This window comes from Pseudomonas ulcerans, from assembly GCF_036324125.1.
GTDB classification, from domain to species: domain Bacteria; phylum Pseudomonadota; class Gammaproteobacteria; order Pseudomonadales; family Pseudomonadaceae; genus Aquipseudomonas; species Aquipseudomonas ulcerans.
In genome coordinates this window covers 51,073-65,789 of the sequence record NZ_JAZDQN010000005.1, presented here as the reverse complement: position 1 = coordinate 65,789, position 14,717 = coordinate 51,073, and the positions used below count along the sequence as shown (strand labels likewise).

Genomic DNA, 14,717 nt, shown 5'->3' with positions numbered 1-14,717 from the left:
ACTTCGCACACCTACACTTATCGGCCACCACCCGCAAAGGAATAGTCCCGATGAAAGCCGTGTTGTGCAAAGCCCATGGTCCGGCCCGTGACCTGGTGCTGGAAGACGTCGCCAGCCCGACGCCAAAGAAGAACGAGATCCTCCTGGACGTGCATGCGGCCAGCGTCAACTTCCCTGACACCCTGATCATCGAGGGCAAGTACCAGTTCCAGCCACCGATGCCGTTTTCGCCCGGCGGTGAGGCGGCCGGGGTAGTCGCCATGGCGGGCGAGAACGCCGGCGCGTTCAAGGCCGGCGACCGGGTCATGGCCTTGACCGGCTGGGGCAGCTTCGCCGAACAGGTGGCGGTGCCGGCCTACAACGTCATGCCGATTCCCGAAGGCATGGACTTCGTCACCGCCTCGGCCTTCGGCATGACCTATGGCACTTCGATGCATGCGCTGACCCAGCGCGGACAGTTGCAGGCGGGCGAGACCCTGCTGGTGCTGGGAGCGTCCGGCGGTGTCGGCCTGGCGGCGGTGGAAATCGGCAAGGCCCTGGGCGCACGGGTGATTGCCGCCGCCAGCAGCGCCGAGAAACTGGAAACCGCTCGCGCGGCAGGTGCGGACGATCTGATCGACTACAGCCAGGCCAGCCTGAAGGACGAGATCAAGCGCCTGACCGGCGGCAAGGGCGTGGACGTCATCTACGACCCGGTCGGTGGCGACCTGTTCGACCAGGCCGTGCGTGGGCTGGCGTGGAATGGCCGGCTGCTGGTGGTGGGTTTTGCCAGCGGGCGGATCCCGGAGTTGCCGGTGAACCTGATGCTGCTCAAGGGCGGCGCGGTGCTCGGGGTGTTCTGGGGATCGTTCGCACAGCGGCAGCCGGCGGATAATGCGGCGAACTTCAGGCAGTTGTTTGCCTGGTATGCGGAAGGGAAGTTGAAGCCTCTGGTTTCGAAGACGTATCCGTTGGCGGAGGCTGGGGAGGCCATTGCGCAACTGGCTAGCCGGAAGGCAGTGGGCAAGTTGGTCGTGAAAGTGAGGTAAGACGCGAGGGCCTCATCGCTGGCAAGCCAGCGATAGGGCCCTCGGCAACACCATCAATTCCCTTGCTGCGAATGGCAGCGCCGATACCGCGCCTCCAGGTTCCGATCCGGCATCGCATGGCTGCGCAGCGCCTGCAGCGTCTGCTCCACATAGTCCCGGGTCGTGCCATAGCGCCCTTTGGCGCTGGCCAGGATATGACTGAGCAGGCTGTCCGGCAGGTTGCCCGCGTAGCACGGCAGATGCCGCTCCAGCACGAAGCCCAGGGCCTGCACCTTGCTGCCGTCGTCCAGCCGGCAATTCAGCCAGTGCGGGCGATACGCCGGGTACGGCATCTCCCGCTGCCACAGCGCCAGCAGCGAATCCTGCAAGGTCTCTTCCGGCAAGCGATAGGCAAAGCCGCTGCAGGAACCCCCACGATCCAGGCCGAACACCAACCCCGGACATTCCGGCGTGCCGCGATGCTCATGGGACCAGAGATACAGGCCACGGTGATAACCATGCACCCGCCCGCGACGACGCTCGGTGGACTGGCACTCCGGCCGCCAGATCAGCGAGCCGTAGGCAAACAGCCAGACAGGGCCACCCTTATGCAGGGCCATGGTCTTCTGCATGGAGTCGAGAAGTTGTTCCCGGGACAATTGCTGTCCGAAATCAAGCACCGGCGGATACGCCAGGGGGAAAGGTGCAGGTTCAAGTACCGACATAGCAGCCGCCAAAGATCCTCGTGAACTACCGAAGTAGCTCACTATAAAGCCAACACACTCGGTGAACACTTACCGTACGGCAGATAACGGTATGTCAGCAAGTCCCGTCGCGCTCAAAGCCCCTGTTCACGGGGATTTCGGAAAATTTGACTGTACTCTTGCAAGTGTAGCGATACTTTTTCGCAGCGCGCGCAACAATTAAAGGAAGGCACCGCTTATAAGCTTTACTTGCACGCTTGGTTATTTAAACAAGGCGCGTCATTGCAACGCGCCTTATTACCGAAGTTACCCGCGTGGTGCATAAGCGAATACATCGGCACGCATCTGGTGCGCATCCATGCCGGCATTCACCAGGGCATCGAGGGTGGCATAGACCATGGCGGGCGAGCCGCTGGCGTACACGTGGATTCGCGACAGGTCGTCAATGTCCTCGCAGACCGCTTCGTGCAACAGCCCGCAACGCCCTTCCCAATCGCACAGGTCGCTGACCACCTTGTGCAGGAACAGGTTGGGCAACTGCTGCCATTGCAGCCATTCCTCGATTTCGTAGAAGTCCTCGGGCCGGCGCACGCCCCAGTACAGGTGGACCGGATGCTGGAAGCCACGGACCCGGCAATGCTCGATCAGGCTGTGCATCTGCGCCATGCCGGTGCCAGCGGCGATCAGCACCAACGGGCCGTCCGGCAATTCCGCCAGGTGGGTATCACCGAAAGGCAGCTCGATGCGCGCCATGCGATTGCGCTGCAACTGGGCGATCAGGTCTTGTGCGCTTTGCTCACGGGCCAGCACGTGCAGTTCCAGGTCTCGCCCACGGTGCGGTGCCGACGCCAGCGAGAACGCCGCCTTGTCGCCGCTTTCGCGCTGGATCATCAGGTACTGCCCGGCGTGATAGCGCGGCGGCTTGCCTGCCGGGGCACGCAGGCGCACGCGCCAGACATCGCCACCGACGTTGCTGCAATCGCTGACCTGGCAGGCCAGCGAGCGAACCGGCAGCTCGCCCAGGGCCAGCACGCCGTCCCACAGCAGCACGCAGTCTTCCAGCGGCTCGGCTATGCAGGTGAACAGCTCACCGTGATCGCGCACCTCGCCGTCCTGGCGCACGCTGCCTTCCACCAGCAGCGCGGCGCAGACGTGGCAGTTGCCGTTGCGACAGCTCTGCGGGCAGTCGTAACCCAGGCGCTGCGCCGCTTCCAGAATCCTCTCGCCCGGGTTGAGGGTCATCACCGCACCGGACGGCTGCAAGGTCACCTGCATCAATCTATTCCCAACTGGTTCCACAGCTCATCGATCCGCTTGGTGACGGCTTCGTCCTTGACGATGACCCGGCCCCATTCGCGGGTGGTCTCGCCCGGCCACTTGTTGGTGGCGTCCAGGCCCATCTTCGAGCCGAGGCCCGAGACCGGCGAGGCGAAGTCCAGGTAGTCGATCGGCGTGTTGTCGATCAGCACCGTGTCGCGCTTGGGGTCCATGCGCGTGGTGATGGCCCAGATCACATCGTTCCAGTCCCGCGCATTGACATCGTCGTCGGTGACGATAACGAACTTGGTGTACATGAACTGTCGCAGGAACGACCAGACACCCAGCATTACGCGCTTGGCGTGCCCCGGGTACTGCTTCTTCATGGTCACCACCGCCATGCGGTACGAGCAGCCTTCCGGCGGCAGGTAGAAGTCGGTGATCTCGGGGAACTGCTTCTGCAGGATCGGCACGAACACTTCGTTCAGCGCCACGCCGAGGATCGCCGGCTCATCCGGCGGCCGGCCGGTGTAGGTGCTGTGGTAGATCGGCTTGGTGCGGTGGGTGATGCGCTCGATGGTGAACACCGGGAAGCTGTCGACTTCGTTGTAGTAGCCGGTGTGGTCGCCGTAGGGGCCTTCCGGCGCGGTCTCGCCCGGATGGATCACGCCTTCGAGGATGATTTCCGCAGTGGCCGGGACCTGCAGGTCGCTGCCACGGCACTTCACCAGTTCGGTGCGGTTGCCCCGCAGCAGGCCGGCAAAGGCGTATTCGGAAAGGGTGTCCGGCACCGGGGTCACCGCGCCGAGGATGGTCGCCGGATCGGCGCCCAGGGCCACGGCCACCGGGAACGGCTTGCCGGGGTTCTTCTCGCACCATTCGCGGTAGTCCAGGGCGCCGCCGCGGTGGCTCAGCCAGCGCATGATCACCTTGTTGCGGCCGATCACCTGCTGGCGATAGATGCCCAGGTTCTGGCGTTCCTTGTTCGGCCCGCGGGTGACGGTCAGGCCCCAGGTGATCAGCGGTGCGACGTCGCCCGGCCAGCAATGCTGGATCGGCAGCATGGCCAGGTCGACGTCGTCGCCCTCGATGACCACTTCGTGGCACGGCGCGTCCTTGACCACCTTCGGCGCCATGGACACGACCTTCTTGAATATCGGCAGTTTCGACCAGGCGTCCTTCAGGCCTTTCGGCGGCTCCGGCTCCTTGAGGAAGGCCAGCAGCTTGCCGATCTCGCGCAGTTCCTCGGTGGATTCGGCGCCCATGCCCATGGCCACCCGCTCCGGGGTGCCGAACAGGTTGCCCAGCACCGGGATGTCGTAACCGGTGGGACGCTCGAACAACAGTGCCGGCCCCTTGGCCCGCAGCGTGCGGTCGCAGACTTCAGTCATTTCCAGGACCGGCGAAATGGGGACCTGGATGCGCTTGAGTTCGTTGCGCTGTTCCAGGCCACGGATAAAGTCGCGCAAATCGCGATACTGCATGCGTGAGCCTCGTGTTGGCCGTATCGGTCGGGGTTGGCAGTGTAGCGCCGAACCGGGCCGGTCAGAATAGTCTGAAAGACAGATAGCAAAAAGCCGGGTTTCCCCGGCTCTTGCGTGTGGCGAGTGCTTACTTGCGCTTCATCGACAGGAAGAACTCGTCGTTGGTCTTGGTCTGCTTGAGCTTGTCGACCAGGAACTCGATGGCGGCGATCTCGTCCATCGGGTGCAGCAGCTTGCGCAGGATCCACATGCGCTGCAGTTCGTCGTCGGCGGTCAGCAGCTCTTCGCGACGGGTACCGGAACGGTTGATGTTGATGGCCGGGAACACACGCTTCTCGGCAATGCGACGGTCCAGGGGCAGCTCCATGTTGCCGGTACCCTTGAACTCTTCGTAGATCACTTCGTCCATCTTCGAGCCGGTCTCGACCAGCGCGGTGGCGATGATGGTCAGCGAACCGCCTTCCTCGATGTTACGCGCGGCACCGAAGAAACGCTTCGGCTTCTCCAGGGCGTGGGCGTCGACACCACCGGTCAGGACCTTGCCGGAACTCGGGATCACGGTGTTGTAGGCGCGGGCCAGACGGGTGATGGAGTCGAGCAGGATGACCACGTCCTTCTTGTGCTCGACCAGGCGCTTGGCCTTCTCGATGACCATCTCGGCCACTTGCACGTGACGGGTCGGCGGCTCGTCGAAGGTGGAGGCGACCACTTCGCCGCGCACGGTGCGCTGCATCTCGGTCACTTCTTCCGGGCGCTCGTCGATCAGCAGGACGATCAGGTGGCACTCGGGGTTGTTGCGGGTGATGTTCGCCGCGATGTTCTGCAGCATGATGGTCTTGCCCGCTTTCGGCGGGGCGACGATCAGGCCGCGCTGGCCTTTGCCGATCGGGGCGCAGAGGTCGATCACGCGACCGGTGAGGTCTTCGGTGGAGCCGTTGCCGGCTTCCATCTTCAGCCGCTCGTTGGGGAACAGCGGCGTCAGGTTTTCGAACAGGATCTTGTTCTTCGCGTTTTCCGGACGGTCGAAGTTGATGGTATCGACCTTCAGCAGTGCGAAGTAACGCTCGCCCTCTTTCGGCGGCCGGATCTTGCCGACGATGGTGTCGCCGGTGCGCAGGTTGAAGCGACGGATCTGGCTTGGCGAGACGTAGATGTCGTCAGGGCCGGCCAGGTAGGAGGAATCCGCCGAACGCAGGAAGCCGAAACCGTCCTGGAGAATCTCCAGCACGCCGTCACCGGAAATTTCCTCGCCGCTTTTGGCGTGCTTTTTCAGCAGGGAGAAAATCACATCCTGCTTGCGCGAACGGGCCATATTTTCTATGCCCATCTGTTCGGCCATTTCGAGCAGATCGGTAATCGGCTTTTGCTTGAGTTCAGTCAGGTTCATAAGGGGAATGGAGTAATCATGTAAGAAGGGAGAGATTAAGCATCTGGCTTAATGAAGCCGCGCCGCGGGAGGCGAAAGATCGCGTACTGAATTCGAATTGGAATGCGGCGACGGGCGTGCAGGGGGCACTGGAGAATCAGTGCGAGGCCGAATGTAACACCTGCTTTTTCTGGCGTCTAGTCACCAGAAAGAGAAAAGCCCCGACAAATGCGGGGCTTTTTCGAGGCTCAGATATGAGCGTCGAGGAAGGCTTTGAGCTGCGATTTCGACAGCGCGCCAACCTTGGTAGCCTCGACTTGGCCGTTCTTGAACAGCATCAGGGTCGGGATGCCGCGAACGCCGTTCTTGGCCGGAGTATCCGGGTTTTCGTCGATGTTCAGCTTGGCAACGATCAACTGGCCCGCGTAGTCCTCGGCGATGTCGTCCAGGACAGGAGCGATCATCTTGCAAGGACCACACCACTCAGCCCAGTAGTCCAACAGTACAGGGCCTTGGGCCTGCAGCACTTCGGCCTCGAAAGTGGCGTCGGTGACGTATTTGATCAGGTCGCTCATGGAAATCTCCAAGTTCGGAAGCAAAAAATCGTCGCCCATCATAGCCGCCCTGTCTGTCGACAGGAAGTCGCAACCGATTGAGTCTGTCTATGATAGTTGATGATTCGGCGTATCGACTGTCACACAAAAGACACATTTCCTACGCGAAACTGCGCCACATCAAGCCCTGGATAGCCCCGCGTTGGCGTCAGCCGACTATCGTGGCAGGATTGCCAGGTTAACGACCGAGAAATCACTACCATGCCCCAATCCTCCGCCAAGAACCTGTCCCTGATCGCCGCCATCGACCTGGGCTCCAACAGCTTCCACATGGTTGTAGCCAAGGCCCATCACAGCGAGATCCGCATCCTCGAGCGCAACGGCGAGAAGGTTCAACTGGCGGCCGGCATCAATGAAGAGCGCCAGCTCAGCGAAGAATCCATGCAGCGCGGCCTCGACTGCCTCAAGCGCTTCTCCCAGTTGATCAACGGCATGCCCCAGGGTTCGGTGCGCATCGTCGGCACCAACGCCCTGCGCGAAGCGCGCAATCGCGGCGAATTCATCCGTCGCGCAGAGGAAATCCTTGGCCATCCGGTGGAAGTGATTTCTGGCCGTGAAGAGGCCCGCCTCATCTACCTGGGCGTTTCCCACACCCTCGCCGACACCCCGGGCAAGCGCCTGGTGGCCGACATCGGCGGCGGCAGTACCGAATTCATCATCGGCCAGCGCTTCGAACCGCTGCTGCGCGAGAGCCTGCAGATGGGCTGCGTGAGCTTCACCCAGCGCTATTTCCGCGACGGCAAGATCACCCCCGCACGCTACGCCCAGGCCTACACCGCGGCGCGCCTGGAGCTGATGAGTATCGAGACAGCCCTGCACCGCCTGGGCTGGGACGAGGCCATCGGCTCCTCCGGCACCATCCGCGCCATCGGCTCGGCGATCAAGGCCGGCGGCCTGGGCAGCGGCGAGGTCAACGCCGAGGGCCTGGCCTGGGTCAAGCGCAAGCTGTTCAAGCTGGGCGAGACCGACAAGATCGACTTCGATGGCGTCAAGCCCGATCGCCGGGCGATCTTCCCGGCCGGCCTGGCGATCCTCGAAGCCATCTTCGACGCCCTAGAACTGCAACGCATGGACCATTGCGACGGGGCCCTGCGCGAAGGCGTGCTGTTCGACCTGCTCGGCCGCCATCACCACGAGGACGTGCGCGAACGCACCCTCACCTCGCTGATGGAGCGCTACCACGTCGACCAGGGCCAGGCCGCACGGGTCGAGCGCAAGGCGCTGCATGCCTTCGACCAGGTGGCCAAGGCATGGGATCTCGAAGAGGGAATCTGGCGTGAACTGCTGGGCTGGGCGGCCAAGGTGCATGAAGTGGGCCTGGATATCGCCCACTACCATTACCACAAGCACGGCGCCTACCTGATCGAACACTCCGACCTGGCCGGCTTCTCCCGCGAGGACCAGCAGATGCTGGCCCTGCTGGTGCGCGGCCACCGCCGCAACATTCCCAAGGACAAGTTCGCCGAGTTCGGCGACGAAGGCGTGAAGCTGATCCGCCTGTGCGTGCTGCTGCGCTTTGCCATCCTGTTCCACCACATCCGCGGCAACCAGCAGATGCCGAAGGTGGAGCTCCACGCCAGCGGCGACAGCCTGGCGGTCGCCTTCCCGGATGGGTGGCTGCAGGAAAACCAGCTGACCCAGGCCGACTTCGACCAGGAGGCCGAGTGGCTGACCCGGGTCGGCTTCATCCTCAGCGTACGATAAGCACCGGGTTGCTCAGGCGCTCCAGCAAGGTCGCCTGGGCACTGCGCGGGTTCTGGTTGCCGGTCGGCGTGCTGCGCACGTAGCGGCCGTCCGGTTGCAGGATCCACGCGTGGGTGTTGTCGGTCAGGTAGCCTTCCAGCTCCTTCTTCACCCGCAGCAGCAATTTCTTGCCTTCCACCGGGAAGCAGGTCTCGACGCGCTTGTCGAGGTTGCGCTCCATCCAGTCGGCACTGGACAGGAAGATCTGTTCGTCGCCGCCATTGAGGAAATAGAAGACCCGGGTGTGTTCCAGGAAACGGCCGATGATCGAGCGCACCTGGATGTTGTGCGACACCCCGGCGATGCCCGGACGCAGGCAGCACATGCCACGCACCACCAGGTCGATGCGAACGCCGGACTGGCTGGCCTTGTACAGCGCGCGGATGATCTTCGGATCGGTCAGCGAGTTGAACTTGGCGATGATGTGCGCCGGCTTGCCTTCCAGGGCGAACTGGGTTTCCCGGGCAATCATGTCGAGCATGCCTTTCTTCAGGGTGAAAGGCGCGTGCAGCAGCTTCTTCATGCGCAGGGTCTTGCCCATCCCGATCAGCTGGCTGAACAGCTTGCCGACGTCCTCGCACAGGGCGTCGTCGGAGGTCAGCAGGCTGTAGTCGGTGTACAGGCGGGCGTTGCCGGCGTGGTAGTTGCCGGTACCCAGGTGCGCGTAGCGGACGATCTCGCCGGCTTCGCGACGCAGGATCAGCATCATCTTGGCGTGGGTCTTGAAACCGACCACGCCGTAGATCACCACCGCGCCGGCCGCTTGCAGGCGGCTGGCCATGGCCAGGTTGGACTCTTCGTCGAAGCGCGCGCGCAGCTCGATGACCGCGGTGACTTCCTTGCCGTTACGCGCGGCGTCCACCAGCGCATCGACGATTTCCGAGTTGGCACCGCTGCGGTACAGGGTCTGGCGCACGGCGAGGACGTGAGGGTCCTTGGCCGCCTGGCGCAGCATGTCCACCACCGGGGTGAAGGACTCGAACGGGTGCATCAGCAGGATGTCCTGCTTGCCCACCACGCTGAAAATGTTCTCGCTGTTCTGCAACAGCTTGGGGATCGCCGGGGTGAACGGCGTGTATTGCAGCTCCGGATGGCTGTCCAGGCCGGTGATGCTGAACAGGCGGGTCAGGTTGACCGGACCGTTGACCTGGTACAGCTCGCTCTCGCTCAGGCTGAACTGCTTGAGCAGGTAGTCGGACAGGTGTTTCGGGCAGGTATCGGCGACTTCCAGGCGCACCGCGTCACCGTAGCGACGGGAGAACAGCTCGCCGCGCAGGGCGCGGGCCAGGTCTTCGACATCTTCCGAATCCAGCGCCAGGTCGGCGTTGCGGGTCAGGCGGAACTGGTAGCAGCCCTTGACCTTCATGCCCTGGAACAGGTCATCGGCGTGGGCGTGGATCATCGACGACAGGAATACGTAGTTGTCGCCAGGACCGCCGACTTCTTCCGGCACGCGGATGATCCGCGGCAGCAGGCGCGGCGCCGGGATGATCGCCAGGCCGGAGTCGCGACCGAAGGCATCGACGCCCTCCAGCTCGACGATGAAGTTCAGGCTCTTGTTCACCAGCAGCGGGAACGGGTGGGTCGGGTCGAGGCCGATCGGGGTGATGATCGGTGCGATCTCGTCGCGGAAGAAACGCCGCACCCAGGTCTTGAGCTTGACCGTCCAGTGACGGCGACGGATGAAGCGGATCTGGTGCTTCTCCAGCTCTGGCAACAGCACGTCGTTGAGGATCGCGTACTGGCGCTGCACTTCGCTGTGCACCAGGTCGCTGATGCGCGCCAGCGCCTGGTGCGGCTGCAGGCCGTCGGCGCCGGCCTGTTCACGGGCGAAGGTGATCTGCTTCTTCAGGCCCGCAACACGAATCTCGAAGAACTCGTCCAGGTTGCTGGAGAAGATCAGCAGGAATTTCAGCCGCTCCAGCAAGGGGTAGGACTCATCCAGCGCCTGTTCCAGCACGCGGATGTTGAACTGCAGCTGCGACAGCTCGCGATGGATGTACAGGCTGCTGTCATCCAGGCCCGGCACGGCGACAGCCGGCACGGGCGCGACCGCCGGCGCTTCCGCCGCCGGCGCCGGCACCACTTCGGGCTCCGGCGGGGTTTCCAGCATCGGCTCGGGTGCGGCCGGTACTTCCTTGACGTCCTTCACAGCAGCTTCGATCAGTGCTTCGTTATTCATCTTGCGTTCCTGAAGGGCGTTACTGCCCTCTCATCAATTGTGCGGCACGTACGGCGAAGTACGTGAGGATGCCGTCGGCGCCCGCTCGCTTGAAAGCGGTGAGCGATTCGAGAATGACGCCCTCGGAGAGCCAGCCATTCTGGATCGCAGCCATGTGCATCGCGTATTCGCCACTGACCTGGTAAACGAAGGTCGGTACCTTGAACTCGTCCTTGACCCGCTGAAGGATATCCAGATACGGCATGCCTGGCTTGACCATGACCATATCGGCGCCTTCGCTGAGGTCGGCCGCCACTTCATGCAGCGCCTCGTTGGTGTTGGCCGGATCCATCTGGTAGGAAGCCTTGTTGGCCTTGCCCAGATTGAGCGCCGAACCGACCGCATCGCGGAACGGACCATAATAGGCGCTGGCGTACTTGGCCGAGTAGGCCATGATGCGGACATTCACGTGGCCGGCCAGTTCCAGCGCTTCGCGAATGGCCTGGATGCGACCGTCCATCATGTCCGAAGGGGCCACCACCTGGGCGCCGGCGTCGGCATGGGACAGGGCCTGGCGGACCAGGGCGTCGACGGTGATGTCGTTCTGGACGTAACCCTCTTCATCGAGGATGCCGTCCTGGCCGTGGGTGGTGAACGGGTCGAGGGCGACGTCGGTGATCACGCCCAGCTCGGGGAAACGGGCACGCAGTGCGCGGGTGGCGCGCTGGGCGATGCCATCGGGGTTCCAGGCTTCGGCGCCATCGAGGGATTTCTTCTCCGCCGGGGTCACCGGGAACAGGGCCAGGGCCGGGATGCCCAGGTCGACCCATTCCGCCGCCGCTTCCAGCAGCAGGTCGATGCTCAGGCGCTCGACGCCCGGCATGGAGGCGACTTCCTCACGACGGTTTTCACCGTCAAGCACGAATACCGGCAGGATCAGGTCATCGACGGTCAGAACATTCTCACGAACCAGGCGACGGGAAAAATCGTCGCGGCGGTTGCGACGCAGGCGGGTAGCGGGGAACAGGCGATTGGCAGGGGTAAAGCTCACGGCAGACTCCTGAGCCCGCGCGAACAGGCGGGCGCGACAGTTATAAGCGGCCATTATGACGCTTGTGTGACAGGCGGGGATAACCCTGCGACCTACAGACGCAGGCATTGTCCCCTGTAGGAATTGTTCACGTCGAGACACATTTGGACACTTTCCCAAGAGCGCTCGAAGGGGTAGGCTGCGCGTTCATTTCGCCAGCATCCCGAAAATGCTTCAACAATTCCTGCAAGATTTTGGCTACTTTGCCCTCTTTCTAGGTACGTTCTTTGAAGGCGAGACCATCCTGGTGCTTGCCGGATTCCTGGCGTTCCGCGGATACATGGATATCAACCTGGTGGTGCTGGTGGCCTTCTTCGGCAGCTATGCAGGCGACCAGCTCTGGTACTTCATGGGCCGTCGGCATGGGCGCAAGTTGCTGGCGCGCAAGCCGCGCTGGCAGATGATGGGTGACCGGGCCCTGGAGCACGTGCGCCGCCATCCGGATATCTGGGTGCTGAGCTTCCGCTTCGTCTACGGCCTGCGCACGGTGATGCCGGTGGCGATCGGCCTGTCCGGCTATCCGCCGCGGCGCTACCTGCTGCTCAACGGCATCGGCGCGGCGATCTGGGCCCTGGCCCTCGGCGCCGCCGCCTATCACTTCGGCGCCATTCTCGAAGGCCTGCTGGGCAACGTGAAGAAATACGAGCTATGGGTGCTCGGCGGCCTGCTGCTGCTCGGTGGCTGCCTGTGGCTGCGCCGACGCTTCAAGGCTGCGCGTATCGCCAGGCAGGAAGCGGCTGATATACAGGCCAACAAGGCTGAGCAGACTGTAAGCGATCAGCAAGACCCATCCGAAGGTGGTGACCGGCGCTAAGCCGGTCCAGCCCGCCAGGGCGAAAGCAGGCGGGCACAGCGCCAGTCTCAGCAACTCCAGGCGCATGGCCCAGGGGCGGTTCTCCAGGGCCGCCCCCAGCACGAACAACCCAAACCCCATCACCAGCGCACCGAGCAGCAAGGCCGGCTGCGGCAACCCCGCGCCAGCGTTCATCAGGTAACTGCCCAGCGCCACGTACACGGCGAACTGCAACACCACGTAGACCTGCCGCGGCCAGGCCAGTGGCACCTCGAACTTGCGGAAATTGGCCAGGTCCTGCCTGGCCTGTGGATAACGCCGCGCCACATCCTCCGGGCGCCAGCCGGTGGGCATGAACCAGATGCGCAGCTTGTCCTGCCAGCGTTCCGCGCGCCGCGCATCGCTCCACAACTGGGCGTAGAACTGCAGGTTGGCCCACAGCGGGTTCCAGCTGGCCAGCGGCGTAGTCACCCCGAAAATCACCGGTTCGGCATCCTCCTCGGGCTGGAAGGTGCCGAACAGGCGGTCCCAGATAATGAACACACCGCCATAGTTGCGATCCAAGTACAGAGGGTTTTGTGCATGGTGGACGCGATGATTGGACGGCGTGACGAACAGCCATTCGTACCAGCCCAGCTTGGGGATATGCCGGGTGTGCACCCAGAACTGGTACAGCAGGTTCAGCGCGCCGACACTGACGAATACCAGCAGCGGCACGCCCAGCACCGCCAGCGGCAAGTAGAAGATCCACGACAGAAGGAAGCCGGTGCTGGTCTGGCGCAGGGCGGTCGAGAGGTTGTAGTCCTCGCTCTGGTGATGCACCGAATGCGCGGCCCAGAGGATGTTGCGTTCATGGCCGAAACGGTGCAGCCAGTAGTAGCAGAAGTCGTAGGCGACGAAGGCTGCCACCCACACCCACCAGGCCTCGGCGGGCAACTGGAACAGCGCCAGATGCTCGACGGCGATGGCATAGGTCACCAGGCCAACGCCCTTGGTCAGCAGGCCGAACGTGGTGGACAAGACCCCGGCACTCAAGCTGTTGACGGTATCGGCCACGCGGTAATTGCGCGTGCCCCGCCAGCGGTCGGCAAGCAGTTCCACGGCGATCAGCACGAAGAAAAACGGCACGGCATACAGGATGAAGTCCATGGCAGGTCCATTTTCAGGCAATGGATCAAGATTAGGCCTACAAAGCTGTAATCCCTATGGCGACAACTGCCAAACTAGACGACATTTAGCGCCTCGAAACGGGAGTAGGAAGCATGACTAAAAAAGTGGCTGTGATTCTGTCAGGCTGCGGCGTCTACGACGGCGCGGAAATCCACGAGAGCGTGATCACCCTGCTGCGCCTCGACCAGCGTGGCGCCCAGGTGCAGTGCTTCGCGCCGAACATCGCGCAGATGCACGTGATCAACCACCTGACCGGCGAGGAAATGCCCGAATCGCGCAATGTGCTGGTGGAGTCGGCGCGGATCGCCCGCGGCAACGTCAAGGACCTGCGCGAGGCCGATGTCGATGATTTCGACGCGCTGATCGTGCCTGGCGGCTTCGGTGCGGCGAAGAACCTGTCGAGCTTCGCCATCGATGGTCCGGGCTGCAGCGTGCACCCGGATGTCCTGGCCCTGGCCGAAGCCTTCGCCGAAGCGGGCAAGCCGGTCGGCCTGATCTGCATCTCACCGGCCCTGGCGGCGAAGATCTACGGACCCGGCGTGGTCTGCACCATCGGTACCGACGCCGAGACCAGCGCGGCCATCGTCAAGATGGGCGGCACCCATGAAGAGTGCGATGTGCATGACATCGTCGAAGATACCCAGCGCAAGCTGGTGAGTACCCCGGCTTACATGCTGGCGCAGTCGATCAGTGAGGCGGCGGGCGGGATCTACAAGCTGGTGGACCGGGTGCTGGAGCTGACCCACGAAGGGGAATAATCAACAGACTGTAGGAGCTGGCTTGCCTGCGAAGGACCGCAACGCGGTCCTTCGCAGCTAACGCAGCTCCTACAGTGTGCGGCGGCCTTATGAATCGGGGAATTGCTTCACCAGCCGCGTCAGGATCCGGTCCAGCGCATTGGCGAACGCCTGCTTGTCCTTGTCCCCATAGGCCGCCTGGCCGCCCCCGACCTGCCCTTGCTCGCGCAGGTCGGTGAACAGGTTGCGCACCGCCAGCCGCTCGCCCATGTTCCGCTCGTCGAACTCTCGCCCGCGCGGGTCCAGCGCGGCCACGCCCTTCTTGATCAAGCGGTCTGCCAGCGGCACATCGCTGCAGATCACCAGTTCCCCCGGCACCGCGTGCTCGACCAGGTAATCGTCGGCAGCATCCATCCCGCTGGGCACGACGATCAGCTTCACCAGGGCAAACGGCGGCTTGGCCTGAGGGCCACCGGCCACCATCACCACTTCGAACTGACGCTTTAGAGCGAATTTGACGACCTGATCCCTGGCCAGCTTCGGACAGGCATCGGCGTCGATCCAGACACGCATGAGGGAGTTTTCCACAAC

The 14,717-nt window shown here is 63.2% G+C and carries 12 protein-coding genes and 1 pseudogene; 4 read left to right on the top strand and 9 right to left on the bottom strand.

Going from position 1 to position 14,717, the window contains the following annotated elements; all coding sequences use genetic code 11:
* Positions 1 to 50 precede the first annotated feature (50 nt).
* Positions 51 to 1,028 carry an NADPH:quinone oxidoreductase family protein gene (locus V0R59_RS06525; protein ID WP_330073712.1) on the top strand — a complete coding sequence of 326 codons (978 nt, stop codon included), beginning with the start codon at positions 51 to 53 and terminating at the stop codon, positions 1,026 to 1,028.
* A 53-nt stretch (positions 1,029 to 1,081) separates the two neighbouring features.
* Here V0R59_RS06525 and V0R59_RS06520 read toward each other — a convergent pair whose 3' ends face one another.
* The 5 genes from V0R59_RS06520 to trxA form a co-directional block, all read right to left on the bottom strand.
* Positions 1,082 to 1,732 carry a gamma-glutamylcyclotransferase gene (locus tag V0R59_RS06520; RefSeq protein WP_330073713.1) on the bottom strand — a complete coding sequence of 217 codons (651 nt, stop codon included), beginning with the start codon at positions 1,730 to 1,732 and terminating at the stop codon, positions 1,082 to 1,084.
* 285 nt (positions 1,733 to 2,017) lie between these two features.
* Entirely contained in the window at positions 2,018 to 2,986 is a 969-nt protein-coding gene (locus V0R59_RS06515) for a CDP-6-deoxy-delta-3,4-glucoseen reductase (RefSeq protein ID WP_330073714.1), read from the bottom strand.
* A complete protein-coding gene (ubiD, locus tag V0R59_RS06510) occupies positions 2,986 to 4,452 on the bottom strand; it encodes a 4-hydroxy-3-polyprenylbenzoate decarboxylase (protein WP_330073715.1) in 1,467 nt (488 codons plus the stop codon). Before ubiD ends, V0R59_RS06515 begins: the two co-directional genes overlap by 1 nt.
* 127 nt (positions 4,453 to 4,579) lie before the next feature.
* The gene (rho, locus tag V0R59_RS06505) at positions 4,580 to 5,839 is read right to left on the bottom strand and encodes a transcription termination factor Rho (protein ID WP_009395654.1); all 1,260 of its coding nucleotides are present in this window, start codon (positions 5,837 to 5,839) and stop codon (positions 4,580 to 4,582) included.
* 227 nt (positions 5,840 to 6,066) lie between these two features.
* On the bottom strand, positions 6,067 to 6,393 hold the full coding sequence (trxA, locus tag V0R59_RS06500; RefSeq protein WP_330073716.1) for a thioredoxin TrxA: 327 nt from the start codon (positions 6,391 to 6,393) through the stop codon (positions 6,067 to 6,069).
* 240 nt (positions 6,394 to 6,633) lie between these two features.
* Between trxA and ppx the strand changes: the two genes are divergently transcribed.
* Positions 6,634 to 8,136, top strand: coding sequence for an exopolyphosphatase (ppx, locus tag V0R59_RS06495; RefSeq protein ID WP_330073717.1), 1,503 nt, complete (start codon positions 6,634 to 6,636; stop codon positions 8,134 to 8,136).
* Here ppx and ppk1 read toward each other — a convergent pair.
* Positions 8,123 to 10,357: a polyphosphate kinase 1 gene (ppk1, locus tag V0R59_RS06490; RefSeq protein WP_330073718.1), complete on the bottom strand. Its 2,235-nt coding sequence runs from the start codon at positions 10,355 to 10,357 to the stop codon at positions 8,123 to 8,125. The genes ppx and ppk1 overlap by 14 nt on opposite strands.
* 19 nt (positions 10,358 to 10,376) lie before the next feature.
* Positions 10,377 to 11,387 (bottom strand): porphobilinogen synthase, encoded by a 1,011-nt coding sequence (hemB, locus tag V0R59_RS06485; RefSeq protein ID WP_330073719.1) that lies wholly within the window; start codon positions 11,385 to 11,387, stop codon positions 10,377 to 10,379.
* A gap of 208 nt (positions 11,388 to 11,595) precedes the next feature.
* Between hemB and V0R59_RS06480 the strand changes: the two genes are divergently transcribed.
* Positions 11,596 to 12,240 (top strand): DedA family protein, encoded by a 645-nt coding sequence (locus tag V0R59_RS06480; protein WP_330073720.1) that lies wholly within the window; start codon positions 11,596 to 11,598, stop codon positions 12,238 to 12,240.
* A gap of 57 nt (positions 12,241 to 12,297) precedes the next feature.
* Here V0R59_RS06480 and V0R59_RS32160 read toward each other — a convergent pair.
* A pseudogene (locus tag V0R59_RS32160) lies at positions 12,298 to 13,368 on the bottom strand (sterol desaturase family protein); the annotation flags it as partial.
* Positions 13,369 to 13,481: 113 nt separating this feature from the next.
* Here V0R59_RS32160 and elbB point away from each other — a divergent pair.
* Positions 13,482 to 14,147, top strand: a complete 666-nt coding sequence (gene elbB / locus V0R59_RS06470) for an isoprenoid biosynthesis glyoxalase ElbB (RefSeq protein WP_330073721.1) — start codon at positions 13,482 to 13,484, stop codon at positions 14,145 to 14,147.
* An 87-nt stretch (positions 14,148 to 14,234) separates the two neighbouring features.
* Here the strand turns inward: elbB and V0R59_RS06465 are convergent, their stop codons facing one another.
* On the bottom strand, positions 14,235 to 14,699 hold the full coding sequence (locus V0R59_RS06465) for a YaiI/YqxD family protein (RefSeq protein ID WP_330073722.1): 465 nt from the start codon (positions 14,697 to 14,699) through the stop codon (positions 14,235 to 14,237).
* Positions 14,700 to 14,717: the final 18 nt, after the last annotated feature.

Excerpts from the sequence above, each read along its gene's own strand:
- trxA (WP_330073716.1), bottom strand. The coding sequence starts at position 6,393 with ATGAGCGACCTGATCAAATACGTCACCGACGCCACTTTCGAGGCCGAA.
- ppx (WP_330073717.1), top strand. The coding sequence starts at position 6,634 with ATGCCCCAATCCTCCGCCAAGAACCTGTCCCTGATCGCCGCCATCGAC.
- V0R59_RS06525 (WP_330073712.1), top strand. The coding sequence starts at position 51 with ATGAAAGCCGTGTTGTGCAAAGCCCATGGTCCGGCCCGTGACCTGGTG.
- V0R59_RS06520 (WP_330073713.1), bottom strand. The coding sequence starts at position 1,732 with ATGTCGGTACTTGAACCTGCACCTTTCCCCCTGGCGTATCCGCCGGTG.
- rho (WP_009395654.1), bottom strand. The coding sequence starts at position 5,839 with ATGAACCTGACTGAACTCAAGCAAAAGCCGATTACCGATCTGCTCGAA.
- V0R59_RS06465 (WP_330073722.1), bottom strand. The coding sequence starts at position 14,699 with ATGCGTGTCTGGATCGACGCCGATGCCTGTCCGAAGCTGGCCAGGGAT.
- V0R59_RS06515 (WP_330073714.1), bottom strand. The coding sequence starts at position 2,986 with ATGCAGGTGACCTTGCAGCCGTCCGGTGCGGTGATGACCCTCAACCCG.
- V0R59_RS06480 (WP_330073720.1), top strand. The coding sequence starts at position 11,596 with ATGCTTCAACAATTCCTGCAAGATTTTGGCTACTTTGCCCTCTTTCTA.
- ppk1 (WP_330073718.1), bottom strand. The coding sequence starts at position 10,357 with ATGAATAACGAAGCACTGATCGAAGCTGCTGTGAAGGACGTCAAGGAA.
- elbB (WP_330073721.1), top strand. The coding sequence starts at position 13,482 with ATGACTAAAAAAGTGGCTGTGATTCTGTCAGGCTGCGGCGTCTACGAC.
- ubiD (WP_330073715.1), bottom strand. The coding sequence starts at position 4,452 with ATGCAGTATCGCGATTTGCGCGACTTTATCCGTGGCCTGGAACAGCGC.